The organism is Rhodoferax potami (genome assembly GCF_032193765.1).
Lineage (GTDB): Bacteria > Pseudomonadota > Gammaproteobacteria > Burkholderiales > Burkholderiaceae_C > Allorhodoferax > Allorhodoferax potami.
In genome coordinates, this window is record NZ_JAVBIJ010000001.1 from 2751264 (window position 1) to 2772108 (window position 20845).

20 protein-coding genes are annotated in these 20845 nt (G+C 60.6%); 3 read left to right on the top strand and 17 right to left on the bottom strand.

Annotated features, from left to right (window positions below):
* The first annotated feature begins 4 nt into the window (after positions 1-4).
* The 3 genes from RAE21_RS13215 (at position 5) to RAE21_RS13225 (ending at position 4011) form a co-directional block, all read left to right on the top strand.
* Entirely contained in the window at positions 5-1861 is a 1857-nt protein-coding gene (locus RAE21_RS13215) for an AMP-dependent synthetase/ligase (RefSeq protein WP_313881751.1), read from the top strand.
* 49 nt (positions 1862-1910) lie between these two features.
* Positions 1911-3089 carry an ABC transporter substrate-binding protein gene (locus RAE21_RS13220; protein WP_313881752.1) on the top strand — a complete coding sequence of 393 codons (1179 nt, stop codon included), beginning with the start codon at positions 1911-1913 and terminating at the stop codon, positions 3087-3089.
* Positions 3090-3252: 163 nt separating this feature from the next.
* Positions 3253-4011: a substrate-binding periplasmic protein gene (locus RAE21_RS13225; RefSeq protein ID WP_313881753.1), complete on the top strand. Its 759-nt coding sequence runs from the start codon at positions 3253-3255 to the stop codon at positions 4009-4011.
* Here the strand turns inward: RAE21_RS13225 and RAE21_RS13230 are convergent.
* From RAE21_RS13230 to RAE21_RS13310, 17 genes are all read right to left on the bottom strand, one after another.
* Positions 3996-4493, bottom strand: a complete 498-nt coding sequence (locus RAE21_RS13230; RefSeq protein ID WP_313881754.1) for a thioesterase family protein — start codon at positions 4491-4493, stop codon at positions 3996-3998. The two genes, RAE21_RS13225 and RAE21_RS13230, sit on opposite strands and share 16 nt — an antisense overlap.
* Positions 4494-4502: 9 nt before the next feature.
* Positions 4503-5693: an acyl-CoA dehydrogenase family protein gene (locus tag RAE21_RS13235; protein ID WP_313881755.1), complete on the bottom strand. Its 1191-nt coding sequence runs from the start codon at positions 5691-5693 to the stop codon at positions 4503-4505.
* Positions 5690-6574, bottom strand: coding sequence for an SDR family oxidoreductase (locus RAE21_RS13240; protein ID WP_313881756.1), 885 nt, complete (start codon positions 6572-6574; stop codon positions 5690-5692). Before RAE21_RS13240 ends, RAE21_RS13235 begins: the two co-directional genes overlap by 4 nt.
* Positions 6574-7251, bottom strand: a complete 678-nt coding sequence (locus RAE21_RS13245) for a TetR/AcrR family transcriptional regulator (RefSeq protein WP_313881757.1) — start codon at positions 7249-7251, stop codon at positions 6574-6576. Before RAE21_RS13245 ends, RAE21_RS13240 begins: the two co-directional genes overlap by 1 nt.
* A gap of 188 nt (positions 7252-7439) precedes the next feature.
* Positions 7440-8204: an enoyl-CoA hydratase gene (locus tag RAE21_RS13250; RefSeq protein WP_313881758.1), complete on the bottom strand. Its 765-nt coding sequence runs from the start codon at positions 8202-8204 to the stop codon at positions 7440-7442.
* A 33-nt stretch (positions 8205-8237) separates the two neighbouring features.
* Complete coding sequence (locus tag RAE21_RS13255; RefSeq protein ID WP_313881759.1) at positions 8238-9044, bottom strand: acyl-CoA thioesterase; 807 nt, start codon at positions 9042-9044, stop codon at positions 8238-8240.
* Positions 9045-9123: 79 nt separating this feature from the next.
* Positions 9124-10317 carry an acetyl-CoA C-acyltransferase gene (locus RAE21_RS13260; protein ID WP_313881760.1) on the bottom strand — a complete coding sequence of 398 codons (1194 nt, stop codon included), beginning with the start codon at positions 10315-10317 and terminating at the stop codon, positions 9124-9126.
* Positions 10318-10329: 12 nt separating this feature from the next.
* The gene (locus RAE21_RS13265) at positions 10330-10851 is read right to left on the bottom strand and encodes a DUF4442 domain-containing protein (RefSeq protein ID WP_313875036.1); all 522 of its coding nucleotides are present in this window, start codon (positions 10849-10851) and stop codon (positions 10330-10332) included.
* Between the two features lie 8 nt (positions 10852-10859).
* Positions 10860-13259, bottom strand: coding sequence for a 3-hydroxyacyl-CoA dehydrogenase/enoyl-CoA hydratase family protein (locus RAE21_RS13270; RefSeq protein WP_313881761.1), 2400 nt, complete (start codon positions 13257-13259; stop codon positions 10860-10862).
* An 18-nt stretch (positions 13260-13277) separates the two neighbouring features.
* Complete coding sequence (locus RAE21_RS13275; RefSeq protein ID WP_313881762.1) at positions 13278-13712, bottom strand: DUF2147 domain-containing protein; 435 nt, start codon at positions 13710-13712, stop codon at positions 13278-13280.
* Positions 13713-13761: 49 nt separating this feature from the next.
* Positions 13762-15558: an acyl-CoA dehydrogenase C-terminal domain-containing protein gene (locus RAE21_RS13280; protein ID WP_313875033.1), complete on the bottom strand. Its 1797-nt coding sequence runs from the start codon at positions 15556-15558 to the stop codon at positions 13762-13764.
* Between the two features lie 39 nt (positions 15559-15597).
* A complete protein-coding gene (locus tag RAE21_RS13285) occupies positions 15598-16203 on the bottom strand; it encodes a TetR/AcrR family transcriptional regulator (protein WP_428984068.1) in 606 nt (201 codons plus the stop codon).
* 186 nt (positions 16204-16389) lie between these two features.
* Positions 16390-17034 (bottom strand): nucleoid occlusion factor SlmA, encoded by a 645-nt coding sequence (gene slmA, locus RAE21_RS13290; protein ID WP_313881764.1) that lies wholly within the window; start codon positions 17032-17034, stop codon positions 16390-16392.
* Between the two features lie 68 nt (positions 17035-17102).
* Complete coding sequence (locus tag RAE21_RS13295) at positions 17103-18515, bottom strand: sensor histidine kinase (RefSeq protein ID WP_313881765.1); 1413 nt, start codon at positions 18513-18515, stop codon at positions 17103-17105.
* A gap of 15 nt (positions 18516-18530) precedes the next feature.
* Entirely contained in the window at positions 18531-19217 is a 687-nt protein-coding gene (locus RAE21_RS13300; RefSeq protein ID WP_313875029.1) for a response regulator, read from the bottom strand.
* 63 nt (positions 19218-19280) lie between these two features.
* Positions 19281-20186, bottom strand: a complete 906-nt coding sequence (gene argB, locus RAE21_RS13305; RefSeq protein ID WP_313881766.1) for an acetylglutamate kinase — start codon at positions 20184-20186, stop codon at positions 19281-19283.
* Between the two features lie 127 nt (positions 20187-20313).
* Positions 20314-20697, bottom strand: coding sequence for an H-NS histone family protein (locus tag RAE21_RS13310; RefSeq protein WP_313881767.1), 384 nt, complete (start codon positions 20695-20697; stop codon positions 20314-20316).
* Positions 20698-20845: the final 148 nt, after the last annotated feature.

Genomic DNA, 20845 nt, shown 5'->3' on the forward strand with positions numbered 1-20845 from the left:
CAGCATGAACGGACTCTGGGACACCAGCAACATCCAGCCACAGAGTGGTATTGCCATGACCGGTGACACGATACCGGCCATGTTCTGGAACGCCGTGGCAGCACGCGGCCCCGACATCTGGCTGCGCCAGAAGCACCTGGGGCTCTGGCGTAGCTGGACATGGAACCAGACGGCCGAAGCCGTGCGCGAGATTGCAGGCGGATTGATCAGCCTAGGCTTTGAACAAGGCCACACCGCATCCATATTGGCCAACACCGTCGTCGAATGGGTGTGGGCGGATCTGGCTGTGTTGTCGGCGGGTGGCGTGTCGAACGGGATCTACCCCACCGATGCGCCGAGCCAGGTGCACTACCTGTGTGAAGACTCCACCACAAGCATCTTGTTCGTCGAAGACGATGAACAACTCGACAAAGCCTTGGAAGTGCGCGCGCAGTGCAGCACCCTGCGCAAAATTGTGGTGATGGACATGGAGGGCCTGCGTGGCCTTGACGACCCGGACGTCATCAGCCTTGACGCCCTGCGCGCACTGGGCCGCACCTACAACGCAGCCAACCCGAACGCAGTAACCCAACGCAGCGCCAACTGCAAACCCGAAGACCTGGCGATTCTGGTCTACACCTCAGGGACCACGGGCAAGCCCAAAGGCGCCATGCACTTGCACGAAGGCCTGGTCTATGCGATCCGGGGCTACAACACCCTCATCGCCCAGGATGCGCGCGATGAGCGCATGTGCTTTTTGCCCTTGTGCCACATTGCTGAGCGGCTGGGCGGTGAGTACTTTTCGCTCTACACCGGCGCCAAACTTAACTTTGTAGAGAACCCCGAGACCATCCCCGAGAACGTGCGCGAAATTGCCCCCACGGTGTTCACTGCTGTGCCACGGGTGTGGGAAAAGTTCTACTCGAGCGTCATGATCGCTCTCAAAGAGTCCGGCAAGATCCAGCAAATGGTCTATGGCTGGGGTATCGGTGTGGGTGGCCGCATCGCCGATCTGGTGCTCGCGGGACAACCCGTGGGCGCAGGCCTCAAGCTGCAATTCAAACTAGCCCAAGTGCTGGCGCTGAACAACGTGCGCAAGCTGATCGGGATCCATCGCTCACGGTTCCTGATTACCGGTGCGGCACCGATTTCACCGGATCTGGTCCGTTGGTACTTGGCGCTGGGCGTCCCCATGCTCGAGGTCTGGGGCATGACCGAGACCTGTGGCGCCTCCACCGGCGTACCGGCCAGCAAAATCAAACCCGGTTCGATCGGCCCGGCAGCCCCCTTCAACGAGGTCAAGCTGGACCCTGCGACCGGTGAAATCATGGTGCGGGGCAAGAATGTATTTGCCGGCTACCTGAATCTGCCGGAGAAGACGGCGGAAACCATCACCGCCGACGGCTGGCTGCACACCGGGGACGTGGGCGTGGTGGATGGTGACGGTTACTTCCGGATTACCGACCGGATGAAAGACATCATCATCACCGCTGGCGGCAAGAACATCACCCCGAGCGAGCTGGAGAACGACCTGAAGTTCTCACCGTACATCACCGATGCGGTGGTCATCGGCGACAAGCGTCCGTTCCTGACCGTCATCGTCATGATCGACCAGGAGAACGTAGAAAAGTTTGCGCAAGACGCGGATATTCCATTCAGCAACTATGCGTCGCTTACCCGCGCCCCTGAGGTGCAGGCCCTGATTCAGGCGGAGCTGGACCGGGTGAACAAAAAGTTTGCGCGCGTTGAGCAGATCAAGAAATTTTTCTTGCTGGAAAACCAGTTGACCGCAGAAGATGAGGAACTCACCCCCACCATGAAGCTCAAACGCAAGCTGGTGGAGAAGAAATACGAAGCCCGTATAGAGGCCATGTACCGATAGCAGCTGTGCTGCACCCCTTTGCAAAGAGAACCAACGAGGAGACACAACCATGAAACTGCGTACCGCCATCGCACTGGGCACCCTGGCCCTGACCGCGACTTTTGCCAGCGCCCAACAACAAGGCGTGAGTAAAGACGAAATCCTGCTGGGCTCCATCCAGGACCTCTCCGGTCCGTTGGCTGGCTTCGGCAAACAATCCCGCGCCGGCATGCTGCTGGCCGTGGATGAAATCAATGAGCAAGGTGGCATCAACGGCCGCAAGCTCAAACTGCTGGTGGAAGATTCCGGCTACGACCCCAAGAAGGCCGTACTCGCAGCCCAGAAGCTGGTCAACCAGGACAAGATTTTCATGATGGTCGGCCACATCGGCACCGCCCAGAACATGGCGGCCATGCCAGTGCAGTTTGAGAAGAACGTGATCAACTTCTTCCCGATCACCGCCGCCCGCGAGATGTATGAGCCCTTCCACAAGCTCAAGTACTCGTTTGCCGCACCCTACTACGACCAGATGCGACTGGCCGTGCCCAAGCTGGTGAAAGAAAAAGGCGCCAAGAAGGTCTGTACCCTGTACCAGGATGACGACTTCGGACTCGAAGTGCTCAAGGGTGGTGAAGACGGCCTGAAGACCATCGGCATGGAATTCGCCGAAAAGACCTCCTACAAGCGCGGAGCGACTGACTTCTCATCCCAAGTCTCGAAAATGCAGGCCGGCGGCTGCGACTTTGTGGTGCTGGGCACCATCATCCGCGAGACCATCGGCGCCATCGGCACTGCTCGCAAGCTGGGCTACAACCCCACCTTCATTGGCTCAAGTGCTGCCTACACCGACCTGATCCACAAGATCGGCGGTAAAGCCATGGACGGCCTCTACGCCGCCATGACCGTGCAGAACCCCTACACCGATGAGCAAACCCCCGGCATCCGCTTCTGGGCCAACAAGTACAAAACCAAGTTCAATGAAGACCCCACCGTCTTCTCGGTCTACGGCTACATGATCGTCAACACCTTTGCCTCTGCGGCTAACAAGGCCGGCAAGAATCTGACGACGGATTCCTACATCAAGGTCATGGACAGCATGACCATTCCGGCTGACATGTTCGGCGCCCCCGTGCAGACTTTCACCGCCACCAAACGCCTGGGTAGCAACGCTTCGCGTCTCTCCCAGATCACCGATGGCAAATGGAAAGTCGTGTCTGAGTATGTGAGTGACGCGCCAGCCAAAAAGTAAACTGCCGCAAGTGACACAAAGGCCACCCACGGGTGGCCTTTTTTTATGGGGCCACCCGCGGGTGAGCCCCCTATCCCAAACCCATGGTGGAGGGTTAATATGGTCAGGCGGTATTTCTTGTGGAGTCCATAACGCCTTCGGGCAAGGTTTGAGTGCTTCCACCATGGATCGACGACACCTGCTGTCCACTTTAACCACCCTGCCCCTCGGGATCGCCTCGGCCTCCGTGGCAGCGCCTCCTTGGCTGCTTGACGTGATTGATGTGATTCCTTACGGCTTCGTTCAGCCCAATGGATCCATCACCGGTGTCATGGCTGACTTTGCGCAGGCGCTCTCGAAAGCCTGCGGACATCCCATAGAAACGCGGCTGGTGCCGATTGCCCGTGCGTTGCAAAACATCAATCGCGGGTCGTCCGACCTCACCATCTTGCTACCGGTCCCGGGTTTTGATTCCGAGGTCCAATCTATTGCGCGATTGACCCAATTGGAAGTCGAAGTGCTACCGCGCAAAGGTCTGGTCCTGGACAGCAGGGCTTCGCTACGGGGCTTGCGCATTGCCAGCTTGAGCGGTGGCGCAGGCTACGGAATGATTGCCGATTTGGAAGGCGTCTTGCATCAACGCACCAACTCGCTCTCGTCCATGTTGCAGTTGCTTCGCAGCGGTCGGGTGGATGCGGTTGCGAGCGTGCGTCACTCTTTGCGTCAGGGGCTCCTCGAGGAGGGCATGCGCTCCGCCGACTTGGGAGCGGCGTTTGTGTTGGGGCGGCTGGACCTCAACCTATGGGCCACCGCCGGATTTGCGCAAGCAGACCGCACACGTCTTGCCGAAGCAGCCAGCAAAATCACCCGGAGTGGGCAGGCGGCCAAGATCGTGGCGCAATACGCCAACAACGCCGGAGCAGCCTGTCAGGAGACGATGTAAGCCGCAGACCCCGTGGACAGCAGCTTGCCATCCGCGCCCAGAAACTCCATGCGGGTAGACGCCACGCGTGAGCCCAGGCGCATTACCTCGGCGTGCAGCTCGAACTGCTCGCCGATGCCGGGGCGCAGGTAGTCAATTCGCAAATCGATGGTGCCCAGTTTGGCAAAGCGGTGCAGGCGCTGCGAAGGCGCTTCGTCCATGTGGCGGGCGCCTATGGCGGCCATCACCGCCAAACCGCCCATGGCATCCAGCCCTGCGCTGATCACGCCGCCGTGTATGCGGTTGTAGGCATAGTGACCGACCAATTCGGGGCGCATGGAAATGCGGGCCTTCACTTTGTCGGGGGTGATGGAGGTGATCTTCAAGCCCAACATCTGGTTGAAGACGATGCTCACTTCAAAGATGCGGGTAAGCCCTTCAATGAACTCCGGCTCAAAAACGATGGGCGTTGCGCCTGGCTCTGCATGGGGGGTTTTAGGCATGCCGCATTCTCACAGGCCGAGCTGACGGCTTGCCAACTCTTTCATGATTTCCTCAGCGCCGCCGCCGATCATCATCACCTTCACTTCACGGTAAATGCGCTCGCAGGCCGTGCCCCGCATGTAGCCCATGCCACCCAAAATCTGCACGCCCTGGTCGGCGCAGAACTGCATGGTCTGCGTCGCATGGTTTTTGAGCAGGCACACCTGTGCCACCCACTCTGCACCCTTGGCAGACTTGTCGCCGCGGTCTCCTGCGTCCGCCCGGGCGGCCACCGCATGCAGCCAGGCGCGGGTGGACTCGATGCGCATCTTCATGTCCATGAACTTGTGGCGGATCACCTGGTGATCAATCAGCGCGGTGCCAAACGTTTTGCGCTGCTGCGCCCAGCTCAGAGCTTCGTCGTAGCAACACTCGGCAAAGCCCAGCGCCATGGCCGCCATGGACAAGCGCTCGCCATTGAAGTTGGTCAGGATGATTTTGAAACCCGCACCTTCTTCGCCCACGAGGTTGGTGGCCGGCACCCGCACGCCGTCAAAACGCAGCTGCGCGGTGTCCGAGCAATGCCAGCCCATCTTCTGGAGAGGGCTGCGCGACAGGCCGGGCGCATCGCCGGGCACCATGAGCATGGAGATGCCACCTGCTCCCTTGTTTTTCAGGTCCGTGCGCACCGCCACCGTGATCCAGTCGGCGCGCATGCCGGAGGTGATGAAGGTTTTTTCACCATCCACCACGTACTCGTTGCCCTCCAGGCGGGCCGTGGTTTTGAGTGCCGATACATCGGTGCCACCACCGGGCTCGGTAATCGCCAGTGCGGCAATCTTGCGGCCGGCCAGCACATCGGGCACCACTTGCTGCTGCAAGGCCGCAGAGCCATGGCGCAGCACCGGCGGCAGGCCAATGTTGAGGCTGAAGAGGCTGGCCATCAGGCCGCCACTGCCCCCGCTGCGGGAGAGCGCAATCGTGAGTGCGTTGCGCAGTGCCCAGGGTGCCGGTGTGCCGCCAAATCGCTCCGGGTAACCCAGCCCCAGCCACCCCAGATCGGCAGCGCGCTGGTACAGGCTGCGGGGGAACTCGCCCGCCTCTTCCCAGTCCGCCAGATGCGGGGCCACCTCGGTCTGGATGAAGCGGCGCGCCGCATCCTCCACGGCAGCCACATCCTCCGGGCCGAACTCCTGTGCCAACTCAGGGAGCGCGCTCATGACTGAAACACCTTGGGCGTGCTGGCACGGTGAAAACCGTTGAAAGGCTTGATGGCATCGCGGGCTTGCGCCTTTTCGTCCGCCACGCGCATGGGCCAGCCCATGCGCACTTGGGGCCGTGCACCGTCGATGCGCAGCGTGGTGCCGCTGATGAACGCCGCTGCAGGGCTCAGCAAAAATACAATGCCGGCGGAGGTTTCAGCCTCGGTGCCAAAGCGGCCCAAGGGCACGGTCTTGGCCATTTCGCGCAGCATGGGGCCCATTTCAGGCGGATAGTGGTCCATGCCGCTGGAGGCGATGTAGCCCGGCGCGACGGCATTCACCCGCACCCCACGGCCTGCCCACTCGGTGGCTGCAGTCTCGGTAAAGCTCACCATGCCGGCGCGCGCGGCACCACTGTGCCCCATGCCGGGCATGGAGCCCCACATGTCGGCCACGATGTTGACGATGGCGCCGCCATGCTTGCTCATGCTTTGGCTGAAGCACTCGCGTGCCATCAAAAAGCCGCCGGTCAGGTTGGTGTTGATGACCGCCTCCCAGCCCTTGGCACTGATGGCTTCCAGCGGCGTCATGTACTGGCCGCCGGCGTTGTTCACCAGGCCGTCAATGCGGCCGTGCTGGGCCACGATGGCGGCCACGCAGGCCTTCACGGCGTCTTCATTGCGGATGTCGCACAGATGCTGGCTGACTTTGCCGCCGTCTTCGGTGATTTCGGCCGTAGCTTTCTCCAGCTTCTCGGGCTTGCGGCCTATGAGCGCCACGGTGGCGCCCAAGGCCGCCAGCTCATGGGCCGTGCAGCGGCCAATGCCGGAGCCGCCACCGGTAATCACCACCACTTTGCCGGCAAACAAGCCGGGCGCGAAGACAGAACCGTAATACATCACACCTCCTGAATGAACATGGCGACGGCGTGTTCGCCGAGCGCTTCTACCGTGGCCCCTTTGGCGGGGTCGAACCATTGCACCGACCAGTTGAGCGCGCCCAGAATCAGCAGACGCGCCACGCCCACCGGCGCCTTGAGCTGGCCGCTGTCCTGCAGGGCTTGCAACACCGGCATCCACAGGGCCTCATAGTCGGCGATCAGTTTGTGCAGCACCTTGCGCTGCGGGCGCTGCAAGGAGCGCCACTCGTACAGCATGACCGGCACGAAGTCATTACCCGGCCCGAGCAGGACCTCGAAGTGCGCATGGACGAGGCGGCGTAGTTTGTCGGCCGGGCTCAGTGCGTCATAAGCGGCATCCATCAGCACCTTCTGCTGGTTGGCCAGCGCCGAATGCATGCCCGCCTCCATGACGGCGAACAAGAGCGCGTCTTTGCTTTTGAAGTGGTAGAACGGCGAGCCGCTTTGCATCCCAGCCGCGTTGGCAATGTCGCGGGTGGTGGTCGCGGCGAACCCTTGGCGGCGGAAGAGCTGGGCTGCGGCCTTGAGCAGTTCGTGGCGGCGGTTGCCATCATCACGTTCGTCTTCGGTTTTGCGGGGGCGACCGCGCGGGCGTTTGGCCTCAGGCGGCGCGGTATCTTCGGCAGGCGCGGCAGGCAGGGTTTCGGTACGGGTCATGCGCCGACCATACCAGCCCCGCCTATTTTCAGCAAGCGCTTGCTTGGCAAAAATACTCAGGGAAAACGCGAGTGTCTTGGCGCTCTGAAGCTGAGGTGCAAAGGCAGTGCCGCACGTTCAGATCGCTATTATTTTAGGAGCTACTCGCGCAGATGGAACGAGCGCTAGCAGCCCAAAACACTTGAAAGTCAGACCTTGGAGAAGTCGGGCTTCCGCTTCTCCATAAACGCCGTGAACGCCTCTTTGGCAGAAGGCTCACCCAGCATGCGGCCGAAGCTCACGGCTTCTTCGTCGATGCGGGCCAGCACTTGCTCCATCTGCCCTTTCTTGAGCAGGCGCTTGGTTTCGATCAGCGAGGCGATGGGCTTGGCAGCCAGCTTGCGGGCCTGCGCCTGGGCGACGGCATTGGCTTCGGTGGGCGGCACTACGCGGTTGGCCAGACCGACTTCCAGAGCGGCTTCGGCCATGAAGGGCTCGCCCATGAGCAAGGCTTCAGCGGCGCGGTGATAACCCATCATCTGGGGCACTAGCAGGCTGGACGCCGCTTCGGGGCACAGGCCCAGGTTCACGAAGGGCATGGAGAAAGCTGCGTTGTCACCGGCGTACACCAGGTCGCAATGGAACAGCATCGTGGTGCCGATGCCCACTGCCGGGCCGCACACCGCTGCAATGATGGGCTTAGGGAAGGCCGCCAAGGCCCGCAAGAAGCGGAACACGGGAGCATCTTGTGTCTTGGGGGGGGCACCCAGAAAGTCGCCGATGTCGTTACCGGCGCTGAACACGGTGGCGTCGCCCTGGAACACCACCACGCGCACCGCAGCGTCGTCACGCGCAGCGTCCAGCGCGTCGGCGCAGGTGGCGTACATGGCCTGGGTGAAGGAGTTCTTTTTTTCGACCCGGTTCAGGGTGATGGTGGTGATGCCGGCGTCGGTGTGAATCAGGATGTCTTGCATAGTCGCTCGCTCAAAAAGGGATAGTTGATTGGATCACTGTTTGTAATAGACGATCTGGTGCGTGGTCACCAGCAGCACACCGGCTTCGTTCCAGAGCTGACTGCTCTGGTCAAAAAAGCCGTTGCGAAAGGCTTGCGCCTGCGCTTGCCCCAGCAGATAGCCGGTACCGGTGGCAGCCAACTGCTCGGCGCTTGCATGAAAGTACACCGTCAGCGACACCGTACCCACAGGCACATGGGTAGCCCGGCGGATGAACACACGAGGAAAAAAGATGTCTGAAATGCAGGCCAGCGACGCAAAGTCCAGGGGACGTGGCGGGTTGTCGCGCACCCAGATTTGGCTCAGGCTGCTGTGGCCGCTGCCATCCCACACCGCGGGCAACTGGCCGGTCACCGGAAGCTGCTCATAGCGCTTCACAAACTCCATAGGCGCCATGACTTGCGGCGGCGGCACTTCGGCGGGGGGTGGGCACAGGGGCATGGGCTCTTCGTCCACGCCCCAGGTCTCACGGCGCACGGCGGTCACCGCCGTGCCGGTCATGACAATCGCATCCCCCTGCTGGATCTCGATCGTCCAGTGCTGGGTCGACCGGTTGGTACGCGCTGCGCGCGCCATGACGGTGAAAGGGCCGTCGGCCAACGCCGCACAGAAATTCACCGTCAGCGACACCGGGTCACCCAAACGCTCGGGGTGCTGCAGCACTCCGTTCAGGGCCTGTGCCGCCGTGATGCCACCAAACGGCCCCACCATGTTGGCATAGGCCGGGTGGGTATGGCCTGTCCAGCTGCCATCCGGCTGCGCCTGCAAGGCAATGGCTTCATCAAAAACGTGGGTACTCATTCAAGCGATCTCCAGATGGCTGCGGAGCATACAGCCCCATGCAAAAGGCCACCCGAAGGTGGCCTTGGTGTGACGCGCCTTACACGCGTTCAAAGATGCCGGCAGCCCCTTGGCCTGTACCTACGCACATGGTGACCATGCCGTACTTCAGGTTGTTACGGCGCAGCGCGTGGATAACGGTAGCAGCACGGATGGCACCGGTAGCACCCAGCGGGTGACCCAGCGCAATCGCGCCACCCATGGGGTTGACCTTGGACGGGTCCAAGCCCAGGGTGTTGATGACGGCCAGCGACTGGGCCGCAAAGGCTTCGTTCAGCTCGAACCAGTCGATGTCAGAGTGCTGCAGACCGGCGTAACGCAGGGCGGCAGGAATGGCTTCGATCGGGCCGATACCCATGATTTCGGGTGGCACGCCACGGGCCGCAAAGCTCACAAAACGGGCCAAGGGGGTCAAGCCGAACTGCTTGACGGCTTTTTCGCTGGCCAGAATCAAGGCGCCTGCGCCATCGCTGGTCTGGGAGCTGTTGCCGGCAGTCACGCTGCCGCGGGCAGCGAACACGGGCTTGAGCTTGGCAAGGCCTTCGAGGGAGGTGTCTGGGCGTGGGCCTTCGTCGAGGTTCACGGTGCGAGTGCGGGTGGACACTTCGCCGGTTGCCAGGTTGGGCGTGCGCTCGATCACATCGATAGGTGTGATCTCGTCGGTGAACTCGCCGGCTTGCTGGGCCTTGATGGCGCGCAGGTGGGATTCAAGTGCGAAGGCGTCTTGCATTTCGCGTGTCACCTTCCACTGCTGGGCGACCTTTTCAGCGGTCAGACCCATGCCGTAGGCGATACCGACGTTTTCGTCGCGGGCAAACACTTCAGGGTTGAACGAGGGCTTGCCGCCACCCATGGGCACCATGCTCATGGACTCCGCGCCACCGGCGATCAGCACATCGGCCTCGCCCACACGGATCCGATCTGCCGCCATCTGGATAGCGGAGATGCCGGACGCGCAGAAGCGGTTGACGGTGATACCACCCACGGGGTGGTCAAAAGCCAGACCCACGGCCACGCGGGCCATGTTCATGCCCTGCTCGCCTTCAGGGAAGGAGCAGCCGATGATGGCGTCTTCAATCGCCTTGGGGTCCAGGTTGGGGACTTGCAACATGGCGCTGCGCAGGGCGGACACCAGCAACTCGTCAGGGCGGGTGTTGCGGAAATAGCCGCGGCCGGAACGCCCGATGGGCGTGCGCGTGGCGGCAACGATGTAAGCGTCTTGGACTTGTTTCATGAGGAAACTCCTTTATTTTTTCGGGGTGGGTATCCACGCCCAGATGAATTCACATTGAATGGGCTGTTCGCCCGATTCGTCGCTGACCAGTACCGGCACGCTGACCTCGCCCTTGTCGCTTTGCTGCATGAGCTGGCGTTGCGCATCCGACAAGGTGGCCACTGCGCGCATGGCGCCCTGGGCCCGTCGCTTGAAGTCAATACGCATGGTCTTGGCTAGGGGCAGGCAGTCGTCCCGCACATTCATGCCCACCACCATGCCAGTAGCCGTTTCAGCCAGCAGCGCCATGGCAGCGGCATGCACGCCCTGAATGTGGTTTTGCACGCGGCGCACATTGGCCACGGCAATTTCTACACGCTCAGGCGCCATGTGCGCAAAGTTCAGGCCTGCGGTGCCGGTGAACGGCACTGCACGACCCATGACCTTGTTGCGCAGCCAGGGACGCAGGGCCGCAGGCACACGGTCCAACTTGGCGACCGAACGCGCCAGCCGGTTGGGCCGGGCGGTCGATGCGTGGGCAGCGGGAATGCTCATGCCGGCGATCAGTTACGCACCGGCTTGCCGGTGGACATCATGCCCATGATGCGCTCTTGCGTTTTGGGGTGGGTCAGCAGGCTGCAGAAGGCCTTGCGTTCCATGGCCATGAGGTATTCCTCCGTCACCAGGGTGCCGGCATCCACCTGCCCGCCACACACCACCTCTGCAATCAGCAAGCCGATATGGAAATCGTGCGCGCTGATGAAACCGCCGTCGCGCATATTGACCAACTGGGCCCGGATAGTGGCAATGCCACTGCGACCGGCCACAGGGAAGCTGCGCTTGTGCGGTGCACGGTAGCCGGAGGTGTACAAAGCCTTGGCTTCGTTGATGGCCACGAACAAGAGCTCGTCTTTGTGGGCCACCACCACGTCGCTCTCCAGCAGGTAGCCCAGCTTGCGACTTTCGAGCGCGCTGGTGCCCACCTTGGCCATGGCGGCAGCGGTGAAGCCTTCGGTCAGGAAAGGCAGCACGTCCTTGGAGGTGGACAGTGCCATGTTCTCAGCCGCACGGCGTGCAATGTAGGTGAGGCCGCCGGCACCGGGCACCAGGCCCACGCCAACTTCCACCAGACCGATGTAGCTTTCCATCGCCGCCACGCGCTTGCTGGAGTAGATGGCCAGCTCGCAACCACCGCCCAGCGCCAGACCGCGGATGGCGGAAATGACGGGTACGTTGGAGTAGCGCAGCTTGAGCATGGCGTTTTGCAGCTCGGCTTCTGCGCCTTCGATGGCTTTGGCGCCACCGATCATGAAGGCGGGCATCATGCCTTGCAGGTCGGCGCCGGCAGAGAACATTTCGTCCGGCGACCAGATCACCAAGCCTTGGTATTCCTTCTCGGCCAGTTCCTGCGCTTGCAGCAGACCTTCGATCACACCGCCACCGATGGCGTGCATCTTGGTCTTGATGCTGGCAATCAGCACTTGCTCGTCCAGCGTCCACAGGCGGATGGACTCGTCTTCAAACACGGTCTTGCCAGCGGTCTCGGCCTTTGGCGCATTGGAACCCAGCACGCTCTCGGGGAAGTGCTGGCGCTCGTACACGGGCAGCTTGCGCACCGGCACAAAGGTGCCTGTGGTGGGGTTCCAAGAGCCTGCAGCGGTGTGCACACCACCGGCGTCCGCCACGGGGCCTTTGAACACCCACTCGGGCAGCGGCGCTTTGCACAGGGCCTTGCCGGCGTCGATATCTTCCTGGACCATCTTGGCCACTTCAAGCCAACCGGCTTCTTGCCAGAGCTCGAACGGGCCTTGCTTCATGCCGAAGCCCCAGCGCATGCAGAAGTCCACATCGCGGGCGTTGTCGGCGATCGATGCCAAGTGAATGGCGGCATAGTGGAAGCTGTTGCGCAGGATGGCCCACAGGAACTGGCCCTGCTTGCCTTCGGCATTGCGTAAGAGCTTCAGGCGCTCGACGGCTGGCTTCTTGAGCATGCGGGCGTAGACCTCGTCGGCCTTTTCGCCACCGGGCACGTACTCCTGGCTTTCGCCATCGAAACGCAGCACATCGCGCCCGACCTTCTTGAAGAAACCGGCTTTGGACTTCTGGCCTAGGTTGCCCATTTCCAGCAGCGTCTTGAGTACGACGGGAGTGGCAAAGCTCTCGTAGAAGGGATCGGTCTCGATGCTGAGCGTGTCCTGCAACGTCTTGATCACGTGGGCCATGGTGTCCAGGCCAACCACGTCCGCAGTGCGGAAGGTGCCGGAGGATGCGCGACCCAGCTTCTTGCCGGTCAGGTCATCGACCACGTCGTAGGTGAGGCCGAAGTTTTCCACTTCCTTCATGGTAGCCAACATGCCGGCAATGCCAACGCGGTTGGCGATGAAGTTGGGGGAGTCCTTGGCACGCACCACGCCCTTGCCCAGGGTGCTGGTCACGAAGCCTTCGAGCGCATCGAGGTAGTGGGCTTCGGTGGTGGGGGTGTTGATCAACTCCACCAGCGCCATGTAGCGGGGTGGGTTGAAGAAGTGGATACCGCAGAAGCGGGGCTTGATTTCTTCCGGCAGTGCTTCAGACAGCTTGGTGATCGACAGGCCGGAGGTGTTGGACGCAACAATCGTGTTGGGGCCAATGAAGGGCGCGATCTTTTTGTAGAGGTCCAGCTTCCAGTCCATGCGCTCTGCGATGGCCTCAATGATGAGGTCGCAGTCGCGCAGCTGCTCGAGGTGCTCTTCGTAGTTGGCTTGGCCGATCAAGCCAGCGTCATCCACCACGCCTAAGGGGGCGGGCTTGAGCTTCTTGAGGTTCTCAATGGCACGGGTGACGATGCCATTCTTGGGGCCTTCCTTGGCGGGCAGATCAAACAGCACCACGGGTACTTTGACGTTGACGAGGTGGGCTGCGATTTGCGCGCCCATCACGCCTGCGCCGAGCACGGCGACTTTACGGACTTGGAAACGGGACATAGGTTTTCCTGAATTGGTTTACTGGATGCGGGTCCAGGTCTGCGTGCGGCCGAAGAAGGCGATAGAACCGCGCATCTCCAGCTTCTTGCCACCTTCGATGGGGGTGAGGCGGGCGTTGTATTCCTTGCCCTCTGCGGGGTCGAGAATCTTGCCGCCGTCCCAGACCTCTTTGCCTTCCACCTTCTTCACGCCACGGATGATTTCAAGCCCGACGATGGGCTTGCCTTTACGGTCATCTTTGCACTCGTCGCACTTGTCTTCGGGCTTTGCCGCAGGGTCAAGCCGCTTCTCGATGCGGGCGGTGAAGACACCGCCTTCCTCGACGATGCGGATTTCCGACTTGGCCTGGCCGGTCTTATCGTCCACTTGGCGCCACAAGCCCACGGGGCTCATTTGGGCCATAGCGGCTGTAGCAGTCAGGCCGAGAGCAATTACGAGCGATGTGCGAATCATGAAAGTCTCCTGTCGTTTAAAAAGTGGATGGGGCAAACGCAGTGATTTTTTAAGCCAGAGCGGCGTTGGTGTCCATCAAAACTTTGGAGCCAGTGCGGGCAGTGCGCATCAGGGTCGCGGTTTCGGGGAACAGCTTGGCAAAGTAGAAGCGAGCGGTCTGCAGCTTGGCGGTGTAGAACGGATCGGTGCTACCGGCCGCAATTTCACGCAGGGCCACTTGGGCCATACGGGCAAAGAAGTAGCCGAACACCAAGTGACCTGCCACACGCAGGTAGTCCACGGCAGCGGCGCCCACTTCGTCAGGGTTCTGGAAACCCTTGAAGCCGACTTCGGTGGTGAACTTGGTCATCTGTTCGCCCAGGATGGCGATCGGGGTGATGAATTCGGCCATCTTTTCGTTCACGCCTTCTTCGGCCACCAGCGCGCCGACCAGTTTGCCGAACTTCTTGAGCGTGGCGCCGTTGTTGCCCAAGACCTTGCGGCCCAACAAATCCAGAGACTGGATGGTGTTGGTGCCTTCATAGATCATGTTGATGCGGTTGTCGCGCACGAACTGCTCCATTCCCCATTCCTTGATGAAACCGTGGCCGCCGAAGACCTGCATGCAAGCGTTGGTGGCAATGTGGCCGTTGTCGGTCAAGAAGGCTTTGGCAATCGGGGTCAGCAAGGCCAGCATTTCGCCAGCGTCTTTGCGCACCTTTTCATCCGGGTGGTTGTGCTCTTTTTCCAGCAACATCGAGCAGTAGACCTGCAAGGCGCGTCCGCCGTCGGCGTAGGCACGGGCAGTCATCAGCATCTTGCGTACATCGGGGTGCACGATGATGGGGTCCGCGGGCTTGTCTTTGGCCTTGGTGCCGGAGAGGCTGCGCATCTGGATGCGGTCTTTGGCGTAGGCCAATGCGTTCTGGAATGCAACTTCGGTGAGGCCCAGAGACTGGTTGCCTACGCCCAGGCGAGCGGCATTCATCATCACGAACATGCCTTGCATGCCCTTGTTGGCCTGGCCCACCATGGTGCCCACGGCGTCTTCCAGCACCATCTGGCAGGTAGCGTTGCCATGAATGCCCATTTTGTGCTCCAGGCCGCCACAGTAAATGCCGTTGCGCTCACCCAAGGAGCCGTCTGCATTCACATGGAACTTGGGCACGATGAACAGGCTGATGCCTTTGATGCCGGGAGGCGCATCGGGCAAGCGGGCCAACACCAGGTGAATGATGTTGTCGGTCATGTCGTGCTCGCCGGCGCTGATGAAAATCTTGTTGCCGGTGATTTTGTAGGTGCCGTCGGCCTGGGGCTCGGCCTTGGTGCGCATCAGGCCCAGGTCGGTACCGCAATGGGGTTCGGTCAGGCACATGGTGCCGGTCCACTCGCCGCTGGTCATCTTGGGCAGGTAGGTGGCTTTTTGCTCAGGGGTGCCGTGTGTTTCCAGCGCGGCATAGGCACCGTGGGTCAGGCCGGGGTACATGGTCCAGGCCTGGTTGGCGCTGTTGAGCATTTCGTAGAACATGCCGTTCACCACGTAGGGCAAGCCTTGCCCCCCGTACTCGGGGTCGCAGGCAAGTGCAGCCCAGCCGCCGTCGATGTACTGGCGATAGGCTTCCTTGAAGCCCTTGGGGGTGGTGACCGCGTGAGTGGTCTGGTCGATGGTGCAACCTTCGGTGTCACCGCTGATGTTCAGGGGGAACGCCACTTCGGCAGCGAACTTGCCGCCCTCTTCCAACACGGCGTTGATGGTTTCCACATCCATCTCAGCGTGCTTGGGGATTTGCTGCAGGTCTTGCGCCACGTTCAGCACTTCGTGCATCACAAATTGCATGTCGCGCAGGGGGGGGGTGTAAGTAGGCATGTTGCTTTCTCCTGATGAACTGGGTGGGTATGAGTGGGTTTAATTCGGGGTGACCGGGGTCACGGCGTATCGCGCAAGGATGTTGGAAAAGCCCTGATTCGCGCGCTCAATGGAACCGGGGTTTTTGAGAAAACGGGCCTCGTAGTGCAAGGCGAGGATCAAGCCGTGGATCTCAAATGCCATTTGTTGCTCGTCGGCATCCGAGCGCAGGTGACCACATTGCTTGGCCAAAACGACGGCGCGGTACAACGCGCTGAGCCAGGTTTGGACCGAGAAGGCCAGCGCATCGCGCACGGGGCCTGGTCGGTCATCGAATTCGACGGCACCGCTGATGAAAATGCAGCCAGATTGGATTTCTACCGCGACACGCTTCATCCAGTTGCCGAATAGCGCTTGGACGCGAGGCAGCCCGCGGTCAGCATGGAGTGCCGGGTAAAACACTTCTTGCTCGAAGCGGCTGAAGTATTCGCGAACCACCGAGATTTGCATCTCTTCGCGGGAGCCAAAGTGCGCAAACACACCGGACTTGCTCATTTGGGTGACTTCTGCAAGCACCCCGATGCTCAAGCCTTCGAGGCCAATCTGCGTAGCGAGGCCCAAAGCGGCCTCAACGATAGCGGCCTTGGTTTGCTGGCCTTTTTGCATCGCACGTCGAGCGGGCGCGCGCTTGGTACCGGGCTCGGTAGAGGAGTGCTCGATAGCGATTTCAGCGGCAAGCGACATAGACGAGTGGCAATCAAAATAGAACGATCGTGCTATTTTGCAGCATTTCACTCGACACTGTGAAGTACCCACCCCCTCTAGAGGGTCACTTCTAAGGCAAACTAGGGTTTACCCCAGCATCAAACCCAATGCGCTGTCGAGGTGCTCCGACGGCAAGCGCTTGAACCCGGATCGGGCAAAGCGCTGCAAGCGGCCCGCCACAAAAGCGACCGCCGTGGAAGCTTGAATTTGCGCATCAACCGCACCCACCTGCGCCGGTGCCGCCAAGCGGCCATCCCGCAGGCATTGCTTGACCGTGGCCTCCACTTTGTCAAACAGCGCGTTCATGCGCTGCTGCAAGCGCTCGTGCTCCAGCACCAGTGCATCGCCCACCATCACACGGGCCATTCCGGGGTTCTTTTCGGCAAACTGCACCAACATGCTGAGGATGCGATGCGACTGCCGCACGCCGACATCAGGGGAGGGGTCGGCGGCCTCTTTTTCAATGATCTGGTTGATCAGCGAAAAAACAGTCTGCTCGATGAAGTCAATCAAGCCCTCAAACATTTGCGCCTTGCTGGCGAAATGCCGGTAAAGAGCGGCCTCGCTGACCTCCAGCCGTGCGGCCAATGCTGCGGTCGTAATGCGTTCGCCACCGGGTTGCTCCAGCATGCTGGCCAACATTTGGAGAATCTGAATCCGGCGCTCTCCGGGTTTGGGCCGCTTGCGCGTTGGCGCGTCGGCAGATGAAGTCTCAGCAGAGGTATCGGTCATGGCACGCCTGGTCTCAAGGGCTAGTTAGTGTTCACTTAAATTCTCGCACGCGCAACGCGCCTGACTTTTCAAGCGAGGGGAAAGCGGAGTGTCACCCGCAACCCCTTGCCTCCAGCACCTGCCTGCAACTCCAGCTGGCTGCGATGGACATGGGCAATTTCGCTGGCAATGGCCAGGCCCAGGCCATTGCCTTCGACGGCGGTGCCCGCTACCCGGTAAAAGCGCTCCAGCACCCGGTAGCGCTCGCCGGAGGGCACACCGGGACCATCGTCTTCGACCTCCAGAAATGCCTGGCCTTGTTGCCCGCACCGGATCGTGACCCGGCCGCCCTCTTGCGTGTATTTGATCGCGTTGTCTACCAAATTGGTCATCAGCTCACGCAGCAACCACTCCTGGCCACTCACGTGAACCGGGCTGACATCCAGCCCGAGGTCTATTTGCTTGGCCATGGCCGCATCCAGCTGGGATTCGAGCAGCGTTTCACACAGCTGCAAGAGGTCGACGCGTTGCAGTGGCTGAATGTTGGCGCTGCGCGAATCCGCCCGCGACAAGGCCAGCAATTGATTGGCAAGCTGCGAAGTGCGCCGCGCCGCATGGCGAAGCCGCAAGACTTGATCCGCTCCTAAAGTGATAGCGTTAGGCGCATATTTTTCGGGGGCTAATGCCGCTTTTCCCTTACTTCCATGCGGATCCACCACCTGCGCCCATGCCTCTACCTGTGCTTGCAGACCGGCAAGTGGGGTGCGCAATTGGTGCGCGGCATCCGCAACAAACCGGGCCTGGCTCTCTGCCTGCGCATTCACTAGGCCGAACAAGCGGTTCAGCGACTCCACCAAGGGCCTCACCTCGTCTGGCGACGCATCCGGGTCAAGGGCGGACAGATCCCTCGGGGAGCGACGCTCCAAGGCCTCGCGCAGGGTCAACAGGGGGCGCAAAGCGGTGCCCACCGCCCAACGCACCGCAAAAAATCCGGCGAAAGCCAAAATCAGGTTCGGCAACAAGACCTTCAATGCCAGCAAACGCAGCCATTGCTGGCGGGGGTCGGAACCGTCGGCAAGCCGCACCACGAGCTCACCCGCCACGGTTTGCACCCTCTGGCTGACGATGCGGTAGGTGACCCCCCCAAACTCCTGGCTCGAAAAAGCAGGCTCTTTGGTGCTGGGCGGCATACCGTAGAGCCAGTCGGCCCCAGCGCGCACAACGCCATCCATGCCCACAACGGCCATGGCCGACATGCCAGGGCGGCTGTTCAAAAACTCGTCAACGGGCGGTGCCGTGAGCAGCACCAAGGCCGGTGACGACAGATCGCCCTTGGCAACCACCGAATCCGCCAGCAAAGGGACCATGCGGACCAATTGCCGGTCTTGCTGCAAGGCGGCACTGTCGGCAGAGCGATAGTCAAACCACGCGTTCAGCATGGCCAACAAAAACAAGGGGAGCAGCAACAGCAACAGCAAACGCCGCTGCAAACCCTTGGACATGCCGGAGGGAACCACTCAGGCTGCGGCTAGTTCTAGCCGGTATCCGAAACCGCGAATCGAGCGCAACGCGACGCCATGCGGCTCTAACTTCCCTCTGAGCCGGGAGATGTAGACCTCTACCGCGTTGGGGGTGATTTCTTTGTCCCAGCCTGTCAGTGCCTGCAGCAGCTTGTCTTTGTTCGCGGGCTTGGGAGCCTGCAACAGCAAGTACTCCATGACGGTCCACTCCCGCGGACCGAGCTCAAGCGCAGTAGCCGCCGCACCGTCTACCCGGATGCAAGCAACGCGCTGCGCGGTATCCAGCTCCAGCGGGCCAAAGCTCAGCACCGAGGACGTGGCCGCCTGGGACCGCCGCAGCAAAGCCCGCAAGCGCGCCAACAACTCAGGCAGTTCAAAAGGCTTGACCATGTAGTCATCCGCGCCCATGTCCAGCCCCTGGACCCGATCCTGCAGCGCATCACGCGCGGTGAGGATCAATACCGGCATGGTCTGGCCTGACTTGCGCATCGCTTGGGTAAGCGAGAGGCCATCCATGTTCGGCAGGCCGATGTCTACAACCGCCACATCAAACGACTCTGTGCTGGTGACCTCCAGCGCGCGCTCTGCACTGCCCACCCAGTCGACGGCATAACCGGCGTCAGAAAGGCCGAGTTTGATGCCGCTGGCAACCATCACGTCATCTTCTACAAGTAACAGACGCATCAATTACCTTTCAAGCCCAAGCGATATCTCCGCAAACAGCTACAAAAATGATAGCGACCGAGTTCAATGGGAGCGGATCATGGTGCCGAAGGCTTGATCCGTCAGGATTTCGAGCAGCAGCACATGGGGCACCCGTCCATCGATGATGTGGACGGAGTTGACACCGCTTTTGGCCGCATCCAGCGCACCGGCGATTTTGGGCAACATGCCGCCGCTGATGGTGCCATCGGCGAACAACTCATCAATACGCTGGGCGGTCAGGTCTGTCATCAAGGCGCCCTGCTTGTCCAGCACGCCGCTGATGTTGGTCAACATCATCAGCTTTTCGGCCTGGAGCACCGTGGCCAGCTTGGCAGCCACCACATCGGCGTTGATGTTGTAGCTCTCGTTGTTCTCACCAAAACCAATCGGGCTGACCACCGGGATGAATGCGTCGTCCTGCAAAGCTTTCACCACACCGGGGTCGACACTGACAATATCTCCGACCTGACCCACGTCGTGTTCTTTGGTGGGGTCTGTGTTGTCAAGCATCTTGAGCTTCTGGGCGCGGATCATGGCGCCATCGCGCCCGGTCAAACCGACCGCCTTGCCACCGGCCTGATTGATCAAACCGACGATATCTTGCTGGACCTCGCCGCCGAGCACCCATTCGACCACTTCCATGGTTTCGGGATCTGTGACCCGCATCCCTTGGATGAACTCCCCTTTTTTACCGAGGCGTTTGAGCAGCCCTTCAATTTGAGGCCCGCCACCATGCACCACGACCGGGTTGATACCGACCAGCTTGAGCAACACCACGTCTTCCGCAAAAGCTTTTTGCAGCGCGGGATCAGTCATGGCGTTGCCGCCATATTTGATGACCATGGTCTTGCCATGGAACTTGCGGATATAGGGCAAGGCCCGCGCCAAAATCTGGGCCTGATCAAAAGGGGCGATGGTCGCGGCGGCGGGGGAAGAAGCGTCGGTCATGCAAGACATCCGTTGGGAGAGACATTGGAAAAATTACAGCGGCGGATTGTGCCGCACTGCTCCCGGAGCACACCCCGCAACACCATGCGAGAGCCGAGCATGCAACCGGGCTCGCAACAGCAAAAGCTTACGAAGCGCTGCTGGTGGTAGCGCCGTCTTGAGGAGCGATCGCAAAGCTCTCTTTAGGCTGACCCTGGGCAATCAAAGCCGACAGCCACTTGGGAGTCAGGCCACGCCCAGACCATGTTTCCCCGTTAGGGCCGCGATATTTGGCAGCAACGCTTACACCCGCTTTTTTGTCTTTTTTAGCAGCTTTGGGCGCGGCTTCTTTCGACTTTTGTTTGGGGCCCTTGGACGGCTTGGTAGTTTGCAGGTCTTTGACCGTGATACCAAAAGCCTGCATTTTCACCAGAATCTCTTGCACCGTGCTGTGAAATTCTTTGGCTTTAATTTCATTTGCCTGTTTTTGCAGCTTTTCGATTTGCGACTGAATATCGATGAGATTAGACAAAATTTACTCCTAAAACAAAAAAAACACAGTCGAATTCTCTCATAGGAGCAGATTAGTCACTACACAGTGCAATCAATGGAGCAACAAATAAAGGAATACCCAAATAAGAAAATACCTAATGATTATGGGGGCTCCGCATTAAAGACCG

Bases quoted from the DNA above. Each gene is read 5' to 3' on its own strand.
- RAE21_RS13280 (WP_313875033.1), bottom strand. From the start codon at position 15,558: ATGCCTACTTACACCCCCCCCCTGCGCGACATGCAATTTGTGATGCAC.
- RAE21_RS13245 (WP_313881757.1), bottom strand. From the start codon at position 7,251: ATGACCCGTACCGAAACCCTGCCTGCCGCGCCTGCCGAAGATACCGCG.
- RAE21_RS13230 (WP_313881754.1), bottom strand. From the start codon at position 4,493: ATGCCTAAAACCCCCCATGCAGAGCCAGGCGCAACGCCCATCGTTTTT.
- RAE21_RS13255 (WP_313881759.1), bottom strand. From the start codon at position 9,044: ATGAGTACCCACGTTTTTGATGAAGCCATTGCCTTGCAGGCGCAGCCG.
- RAE21_RS13260 (WP_313881760.1), bottom strand. From the start codon at position 10,317: ATGAAACAAGTCCAAGACGCTTACATCGTTGCCGCCACGCGCACGCCC.
- RAE21_RS13275 (WP_313881762.1), bottom strand. From the start codon at position 13,712: ATGATTCGCACATCGCTCGTAATTGCTCTCGGCCTGACTGCTACAGCC.
- RAE21_RS13240 (WP_313881756.1), bottom strand. From the start codon at position 6,574: ATGTATTACGGTTCTGTCTTCGCGCCCGGCTTGTTTGCCGGCAAAGTG.
- argB (WP_313881766.1), bottom strand. From the start codon at position 20,186: ATGACCGACGCTTCTTCCCCCGCCGCCGCGACCATCGCCCCTTTTGAT.
- slmA (WP_313881764.1), bottom strand. From the start codon at position 17,034: ATGACCGATACCTCTGCTGAGACTTCATCTGCCGACGCGCCAACGCGC.
- RAE21_RS13215 (WP_313881751.1), top strand. From the start codon at position 5: ATGAACGGACTCTGGGACACCAGCAACATCCAGCCACAGAGTGGTATT.
- RAE21_RS13220 (WP_313881752.1), top strand. From the start codon at position 1,911: ATGAAACTGCGTACCGCCATCGCACTGGGCACCCTGGCCCTGACCGCG.
- RAE21_RS13300 (WP_313875029.1), bottom strand. From the start codon at position 19,217: ATGCGTCTGTTACTTGTAGAAGATGACGTGATGGTTGCCAGCGGCATC.
- RAE21_RS13235 (WP_313881755.1), bottom strand. From the start codon at position 5,693: ATGAGCGCGCTCCCTGAGTTGGCACAGGAGTTCGGCCCGGAGGATGTG.
- RAE21_RS13270 (WP_313881761.1), bottom strand. From the start codon at position 13,259: ATGTCCCGTTTCCAAGTCCGTAAAGTCGCCGTGCTCGGCGCAGGCGTG.
- RAE21_RS13295 (WP_313881765.1), bottom strand. From the start codon at position 18,515: ATGTCCAAGGGTTTGCAGCGGCGTTTGCTGTTGCTGTTGCTGCTCCCC.
- RAE21_RS13250 (WP_313881758.1), bottom strand. From the start codon at position 8,204: ATGCAAGACATCCTGATTCACACCGACGCCGGCATCACCACCATCACC.
- RAE21_RS13225 (WP_313881753.1), top strand. From the start codon at position 3,253: ATGGATCGACGACACCTGCTGTCCACTTTAACCACCCTGCCCCTCGGG.
- RAE21_RS13285 (WP_428984068.1), bottom strand. From the start codon at position 16,203: ATGCAAAAAGGCCAGCAAACCAAGGCCGCTATCGTTGAGGCCGCTTTG.
- RAE21_RS13265 (WP_313875036.1), bottom strand. From the start codon at position 10,851: ATGAGCATTCCCGCTGCCCACGCATCGACCGCCCGGCCCAACCGGCTG.